Consider the following 7,894-nt stretch of genomic DNA (forward strand, 5'->3'; position numbering starts at 1 on the left):
CTTGAACCCGACGGACAACCAGACCCGATGGCAATGGGTGATGATCTGAACAACACTGACGATGAAGATGGAGTGGTAGTGCAGAATACTTTAATGGCCGGACCGGGTGGATTTATCTATGTAATCGCTTCAAACTACGGATTTCTGAATGCATGGCTTGACCACGAACCCAACGGAACCTGGGCTGAGCCGCACGATCATGTGATCATTGATCGTCCTGTGATGCCCGGAATAAATTACATTCACATGATGATCCATCCGTTTGCACAGGTAGGTCCGACATATTCCCGGTTCAGGTTCAGCACAGCGCCAGGCCTGTCCTATATGGGACCAGCATCCGACGGCGAAGTGGAAGATTATAAAATGTTCATCTATCCTAACTCATGGTATTGGATGCCAACAGGTAAGGTTCACTGGATTGATATCCCGGTATCGGTAAATCCACAGGTCAATGGAGCGCCTATTGGTGTCGGAGATGTTATTGGTGCTTTTTACACCGATGATTTCGGAGTTGAACGTTGCGCGGGAAGTGCGGTTTGGGATGGTATTAACAACCTGAATTTCAGTATTTGGGGCGATAATCCGGAAATTGGCGGAAAAGAAGGCTTCTATGATGGAGAAGATATCATCTGGAAGATCTTTTCCTGCAATGACCTCACTACTTACACTGCAACTGCCACCTATGATATTTCCTACCCCAATTTCGATGGAAAATTCCATAATAACGGGCATTCTGCACTAACCAGCCTGAAAGTTATTTCTTCGCAAACCCAGATTATTGCTGTTCCACAGGGCTGGGGAGGGGTTTCCTCGCACCTTATGCCCTTTGATGCCAATATTGTAAATATATGTTCCGGAATTCAGAACGATCTTACTATACTTCAGAGCATGCTTGGGGTTTACTGGCCGGCAATGAATGTGAACAGCCTGGTCAACTGGAATCCTTACGAAGGGTACAAAATCAGGGTTACTTCCGATGTTTCTCTTTGCATCACGGGCGCACCGCTCACCAACAGGACACTCAACCTCTCAGCCGGTTGGCATATCATTCCGGTGTTGAGTTCCAATAATGTTTCAACTGCAAGTGTGCTAAGTTCTCCTTCAGTTGTTATCGCCAAGGAAATCTCAGGTGGAAAGGTTTACTGGCCCGCCATGTCAATCTATACATTGAATGTTCTTGAAGCCGTTAAATCCTACATGGTTTATCTTTCTGCACCTGCCACCATCACCTTCCCGTCCAAAGGTGGCGAAGGATTGGAACCAGATAAGGAAGAACTGTTGAACTCACCATGGAATAAGGTGATCAGAACAGGAAGCACTCATGTAATTTCTGTTTCGTCATTCATGGCTGACCAATTCGATGATGGCGACCTAATCGGTGCATTCAACAGCAGAGGGATGAATTTTGGATTAGCTGCCTTTTCGAAGGAAGGTAATGCCCTGGTCGTTTATGGCGACGATCCCTATACAGTAGAAGTGGATGGGATGATGGAAGGTGAAGAAATCCAATTTATGGTTTATCGTCAAAAAACCGGAGAGATCGCAGAGATCAATCCAACCTTCAATCCAGCTATGCCAAACACTGAAAATTACTTCGTAACCGACGGCATCTCAGCTATCGAAATGCTCACCGGATTAAACGAACAAACAACTGTCATCAACTTTGAAATTTACCCCAACCCAGTCAGCGAAAATCTCAATATCAGGTTCAATAATAAGGATTCGGAAAATATTACCATTGAGATCATGAACCTGCCGGGCGAAATGGTTTGCAGCCCGGTAAGCACCAGCAACGCGCAGGCCAGCATCAACCTGAGCCATCTTGCCGAAGGTTGCTATCTGGTCAGGGTCGGCAATGGAATTTCACAAACAACAAGTAAGGTGATTGTTCAAAGATAAACCTACAAACTATCCCGATACCACAACCCTGTTCAAGCCCCGGAGAAATCCGGGGTTTTTTATTGCAGAGCGGAATTGCAATACATGATATGCATTTCGCCAAGTTGGGTGGATTTACGCAACAACAACATTTTGCTCATTTTAAAACTTAAAAAAGAACAAAAGATTTTGGTGCTTAAAAATTTGTAATTCAGCACAATATACTATATATTTGCTTTTTTTCTTATCCTGTCAGTTCTGGCACACTTTTACATTAATGAGGAGAAAAGCATTGATTTAATGTCTAACTAAAAACCTAAATGAAATGAAAACAAAAATCTCGACATCTGGAATTGTTCTGCTGATTTGCCTTACAATGAATCTTTTTGCAGAACACGTAAAAACAAGCGATGCCATCAATATTGGCAAAAACTTCTACTGGGAGAATTCCCGGGATACAAAAGCAATGGCTTATGATCAAATCAAACCGGAACTTTATTCGACTGCAACCTTCAATGGTATTCCACTTTACTATGTTTTCAATATCAACTTGGAGGACGGTTTCGTCATCATAGCAGCAGATGATCGTGTTGTACCGGTGCTTGGGTTCAACTTTACAGGGAGTTTTAATGATAAAAATCTACCGCCAGCCATGGAAGCCTGGTTACAAAGTTTCAGGGATCAGATTGCACAGGTAATTGAGCAGGAACTTGCCGGAGATGAAAGCGTTGAGCATCTATGGGAAAAGTATAAAACCTTTAATCCTTCACCGGTCAAATCGAAAGGAGTGGATCCGCTTGTCGCTGCAAAATGGAGCCAGGAGAAATACTACAATGCATTCTGCCCATCTGATCCGGCTGGTTTCGACAACCATGCGCTTGTTGGCTGTGTGGCAGTAGCTATGGGACAGATTATGAAATGCTTTGGGTATCCTGTACAAGGATCGGGCAACCATGCATACACACCGGCAACAAATCCGGGTTATGGGGTGCAAAGCGCCGATTTCCATGCAGCAAATTACGATTATGCAGTAATGCATGATTCGCTCAGCACCTATGATAATCAGGTTGCCGAATTGCTATACCATTGCGGGGTTTCGGTGGATATGGATTACGGCCCGGTTAGTTCGGGAGTTCCTTTTGCAAATACAATCAAAATCAGAGATGCTTTTGTCGGGTATTTCAACTATTCCTCCGATGCTGAATTATTGTTCAAAAATAACTACTCCAATTTGGATTGGCAAACTATGCTGATAGCACAACTCGATCAGCAGCGTCCGGTGTATTACCAAGGTATGCAGGATGCGGATGCCGGTCATGCTTTTGTCTGCGACGGCTACCTGCAAACAGACTATTTTCATTTTAACTGGGGGTGGAGTGGAGAAGATGATGGTTTCTTTTATCTGAATAATTTAAATCCTAAAACTCATAATTTCACCCTTAATCAGTCTGCAATTTTCAATCTTTACCCACCTAAAATCATTTACGTTGATAAAGACGCAAATGGCCTGAACAATGGCAAATGCTGGAGGGATGCTTTTGTTTTACTGCAGGATGCCATTGATGCAGCAGTTCAGGGTGATAGTATCTGGGTTGCTGAGGGAAAGTATGCCCCAACAGGTAATGGTATGCTTAGATTAAGACATTTTGCACTTAAAAATAATGTAAAGATTTACGGTGGATTTAAGGGTGATGAGAATCCCGGAACATTTGATTATTTCAGCAGAAACTTCCTTCAGAATGAAACCATTCTGGATGGTGAAAAGGACCGGTATCATGTTGTTAAAAATATGAACATTAATAACACCGCTCTATTAGATGGGTTTTCCATTACAGGAGGCAGAGCTGTGGATCAAGATGTTGAAAATCAAAAGGGAGCCGGAATGTATAACGATGCAAGCAATCCCCGAATCATAAACTGCCGGTTCTATGATAATTTTTCAAATGCTTTCGGGGCAGGGATGTTCAATCTGAACAGCAACCCGGAAATCACCAATTGCATTTTTTCGGGAAATGAAACAACGGATGCCGGAGGAGGTATGTTTAATCATACCAGTAGCCCGGTAATTGTGAATTGTCTTATTAATGGTAACAGCGCAATCAATGGTGGCGCCATCTACAATTTGCAGAGTTTTGTTCAGGTTATAAACACTACAATTTCAGGTAATAAGGCTTTAACATGTGGCGGCGGGATTTGTAATCACGAACAATTAGCCTCATTGGTTATTCTTAAAAACTGCATTTTGTGGGGTAATGAGGTGATGAATGATCAGGGTGGATTCTTCATGGGGCATCAACTCTATAATGAAGGAATGATGAATAAGGTTAATTTTCTCAACTCATGTGTGCAAACAGGGGGAAATTTCCATGTTTACGGTAACGGAATGATTTTCTACAATCTGGGGTGTATTTTCTCTGATCCATGGTTTGTATTCCCAGAGCCTGCATCAAACGCACCAAACTCATTTGGCAATTACAGGCTACAAATCATTTCACCCGCTATTGATGCAGGTGATAACGGATTAGTTCCTGCCGGTGTTGAGAAAGATCTTGACTGGAACCTGAGAATTTCCTGGTTCAATGTTGATTTGGGAGCGTATGAATCACCAAATGATTGCCATCTGCCGAAAAACCTGTCAGCAATTGAAATTACCGAAAATGCAGCGAAATTGATCTGGACACCGGGAGGTTCAGAGGGGGAATGGAGCCTTGAATGGGGGATTGCTGGTTTTGTTCCTGGAAGCGGAGTAATGGTTACTGGATTAAATAATCATCAATATCTTTTGAATATTTTAAGCCCGGCAACGGATTATGATTTTTATGTTCAGGCTGTTTGTGCTGGCGGATTTCAAAGTTTATGGGCAGGGCCACACAGATTTTCCACTCAACCTGCCCAGCAGGTCAGCCAGTTAATCATTCTTGATCAGGGCTGGTCGGGCGTTTCTTCCTATCTTGAGCAGACCAACTGTGATGTAGTGCAAATGTTTTCTCCGGTTGTCCAGGAATTGGTGATTTTATTGAATATGACTCAGGTGTATTGGCCAGGTCAAAACATAAACGAAATCGGGCTTTGGAAAACCACTCAAGGCTATAAAATAAAAATGGCAGACGACGAAATATTGAATGTTTGCGGAATAAAGACCTTTAACCGTTTGCTGTCCCTTTCACCCGGTTGGCATATAATACCTGTCCTTTGCGAGAACAATGTGGCAACATCAGCAATATTAAAAGATCCGGGAGTAATGATTGCCAAAGAGATTTCAGGACCAAGAGTGTATTGGCCGGCGATGTCAATCAGTTCTCTGGATGTTTTGGAACCAGGAAAAGCTTACATGGTCTATCTTACCGCGCCTGCCACCATCGCTTTCCCGTCCAAAGGTGGCGAAGGGTTGGAACCAGATAAGGAAGAACTAAACTCGCCATGGAATAAGGTGATCAGAACAGGAAGCACTCATGTAATTTCTATTTCGTCATTCATGGCTGACCAATTCGATGAAGGTGACCTCATTGGCGCTTTCAACACCAGTGGAGTGAATGTCGGATTAGCTGCCTTTTCGAAGGAAGGCAATGTCCTGGTCATTTATGGCGACGATCCCTACACAACAGAATTGGACGGGATGATGGAAGGTGAAGAAATCCAATTTAAGGTTTATCGTCAAAAAACCGGAGAGGTCGCAGAGATCAATCCAACCTTCAATCCAGCTATGCCAAACACTGAAAATTACTTTGTAATCGACGGCATCTCAGCTATCGAAATGCTCACCAGAATAAATGAACAAACAACTGTCATCAACTTTGAAATTTACCCCAACCCAGTCAGCGAAAATCTCAATATCAGGTTCAATAATAAGGATTCAGGAAATTTCACCATAGAGATCATGAACCTGCCGGGCGAAATGGTTTGCACCCCTGTAAACACCAGCAACGCGCAGGTCAGCATTAACCTGAGCCATCTTGCCGAAGGTTGCTACCTGGTCAGGGTCAGCAATGGAATTGCACAAACAACAAGTAAGGTGATTGTTCAAAGATAAACCTACAAACTATCCCGATACCACAACCCTGTTTAAGCCCTCCCGCGCTGGAGGGCTTTTTTTTACCAGTTACCTAAGCAGCTGAATTTTTTCTGATAAAAAAAAGTGTGTGAAAAAATTTCCGTGTAATTTTACCGTCTGATTTATATTCTAAAACTTTATTTCTTAAAATAGCTGAATCAATTGGATGTTGCTCAATTAAAAATATTTACTAAACCTGAATACGATGAAAAAACTATTACAACTTTTGCTGGTATCTCTTTTCACTTTAGCGCTTTACTTTGGACAGGCGAATCAAGTATTTGGTGAAATTCCACAACGAAATACACCTCCCGGCTGGGAGTTTAACCCGACCGGATCATCGCATATCATCGCGGTTACAACATCATTGGTGTTCAATTGCATCACGCTGGCTGATGGGGATTACATTGGTGTTTTTTATACAAATGATTCGGGAGAATTAGCCTGTGGTGGAGCACTGGCATGGAATCCCAATCTGAGCCAGGTAGTTGCTGCGTATGGTGACGACATAACAACCCTTGGCGTTAAGGATGGATTTGCTGAAAATGAGCCATTGACATGGAAAGTCTATTACAATCAAACCGGGCTGGAACAATTGGTTTATGTGACCTATAATGCTGCGATGCCCAATTTCAATGGTTTGTATGTAACCAATGGCGTATCAGCACTTAGCAGTATGCTGAATCCGATTGGTTTAGAGGTTACTGCTGATCCTTTAACAACTTGTGCCAGCGATCCTGTACAACTTAGTGCGAATGTAACGGGTGGTTGTGGCACGCCGATTTTCTCCTGGACATCCGATCCGGCAGGGTTTGTCTCTGCCCTTCAAAATCCTGTTGTTTATCCAACTGTTACTACAACCTATTTTATCACCGTCTCAAATTCTTTTGGGGACAGCCATTCGTCATCCGTTGTTGTTGAGGTCAACCCGCTACCGGTGTTTGATTGCCCGGCTTTCGGACCATTCTGCGAAGGAGACGAAGCTGTTGTTTTTGAAGGCAATGGAGTTTTCTCTTCCGGCGGTGATGTTGTAACCGGATTTGATCCTGTGATTGCCGGTGAATATTTCTTTGTTTACACCGAGACTAACACCTTTGGTTGTTCGGCCAGTTGTGAGTTCTCCATCGTGGTGAACCCGGTTCCGGTGTTTGATTGCCCGGCTTACGGACCATTCTGCGAAGGAGACGAAGCTGTTGTTTTTGAAGGCGCCGGCGTATACACCTTTAATGGTGAAGTGGTCACAGGGTTCAATCCAGCTGAAGCTGGCGAATACCTGTTTGTTTATACAGAAACCAACGCCTTTGGGTGTGAGGCAAGCTGTGAGTTCTCAGTTTTGGTGAAACTATTGCCACAATTAAATTGCCCGGCAAATCTTGAAGTTTGTCTTAACTCACCGGATGTTCTTCTAAATATCATTTCGCCACAGGGTGGCATTTATTCCGGCGAAGGAGTGCAGTTCGAAGATGGTAGCTACTATTTCGAACCCTTTACCGGAATTGGCACTTACATGATCACTTACTGCTACATTGATCCGGTTACAGGTTGTGAAAACTGCTGCGAGTTTGCAATCAATGTAGTTGCCAGTCAACTTATCGACATACCATCTGGTTGGAGCGGCATTTCAAGTTTCATTACTCCCACCGATTCTCAACTGAACAACCTCTTGTATCCAATCACCTACCCATTAATCATCCTGTCCAACTTCAACGGGGTCTATTGGCCGGGTGGTAATACATTTACGCTCAGCAACTGGGATGAATACTCCGGATATGCTATCAAAGCTGATTGGGAAACACAGTTGCCCATTTGTGGTGAAGAAGTGCTCGACAAAACGGTAAATCTAGGCCAGGGTTGGAGTATACTACCTGTGCTTAGCAGTGATGCTCTGGCCGTTGAGTCGCTGTTTGACGGAGTTACAGGTTTGCAAATTGTAAAAGATGTGGCAGGAACGGGTGTTTACTGGCC

The 7,894-nt window shown here is 43.5% G+C and carries 3 protein-coding genes; all 3 read left to right on the forward strand.

All coding sequences use genetic code 11. From position 1 onward, the window contains the following. Window positions 1–1,899 (forward strand): T9SS type A sorting domain-containing protein (locus IH598_08765; protein MBE0638599.1); only part of this gene is annotated, 1,899 nt, incomplete at its 5' end. A gap of 304 nt (window positions 1,900–2,203) precedes the next feature. Continuing rightward, the gene (locus IH598_08770) at window positions 2,204–5,908 is read left to right on the forward strand and encodes a C10 family peptidase (protein MBE0638600.1); all 3,705 of its coding nucleotides are present in this window, start codon (window positions 2,204–2,206) and stop codon (window positions 5,906–5,908) included. Between the two features lie 226 nt (window positions 5,909–6,134). Continuing rightward, window positions 6,135–7,894, forward strand: a 1,760-nt coding sequence (locus IH598_08775; protein ID MBE0638601.1) for a hypothetical protein, incomplete at its 3' end; no start/stop codon positions are given.

Source organism: Bacteroidales bacterium (assembly GCA_014860585.1).
In the GTDB taxonomy this organism is placed as follows: domain Bacteria; phylum Bacteroidota; class Bacteroidia; order Bacteroidales; family 4484-276; genus RZYY01.

Coding starts and splice junctions, on each gene's coding strand:
- IH598_08770 (MBE0638600.1), top strand. CDS start 2,204: ATGAAAACAAAAATCTCGACATCTGGAATTGTTCTGCTGATTTGCCTT.